The organism is Clostridium sp. ZBS15, from assembly GCF_023845705.1.
Taxonomy (GTDB): domain Bacteria; phylum Bacillota; class Clostridia; order Clostridiales; family Clostridiaceae; genus Clostridium; species Clostridium aquiflavi.
On sequence record NZ_JAMQHY010000024.1, the window covers coordinates 1 to 809 of the forward strand.

The 809-nt window shown below is 30.2% G+C and carries 1 pseudogene; it reads left to right on the forward strand.

From position 1 onward, the window contains the following. Nucleotides 1–24 precede the first annotated feature (24 nt). Nucleotides 25–765: pseudogene (locus NG904_RS08320) on the forward strand (IS256 family transposase); the annotation flags it as partial. Nucleotides 766–809 lie beyond the last annotated feature (44 nt).

Consider the following 809-nt stretch of genomic DNA (forward strand, 5'->3'; position numbering starts at 1 on the left):
TCGGAAGTGCAATATAGAATATGAGAAAATACCTATTCCTTTATATTTATGGATGATATACATTATAAAGTTAGAGAAGATAAGCAAATTATAGTTAAAGCTGCTTATGTTGTGATTGGCGTAAATGGAGATGGCGAAAAAGAAGTATTAGGAATATGGATAGGTGCTAAGGAAAGAAGTAAAGGAGGGGGGGAGGGGGGAAAGGAGAGTAAAAAAAGAGGTGTTCACGATGTGCTTATATTCTGTGTTGATGGTTTAAACGGCTTCAAAGAAGCTATCGGAGCTACATTTCCATTTGCTAAAATACAAAGATGTATAATACATCAAATAAGGTCTAGTATGAAGTATATTCCTTATAAAGATAGAAAAGCTTTTGTAGCTGATTTAAAAGGAATTTATAAAGCTGTTAATGAAGATGTGGCCATGGAAAATTTAATATCATTGAAAGACAAGTGGTCTAATAAATACCCTAATGCAGTTAAGAGTTGGGAAGATAATTGGGATAATCTAAGTACATTTTTTGCATTTCCAGATAATATAAGAAAAATAATATATACTACCAATGTTATAGAAAGCTTAAATAGTCAATTTAGAAAAGTTACAAAGACTAAACTGATATTTCCTAATGATGATAGTCTATTAAAGATGCTATATTTAGCCGTTGAACGCGTAGCAAAGAAATGGACCAGAAGTTATTCAGATTGGGATTTAGTTATTAATCAGCTTAAAATTGTATTTAGTAATATTTTAGATAAAACATCATAAGAAAAAGAACTTTAAATTAGGAGATTCCTAAAATTAAAGTTCCT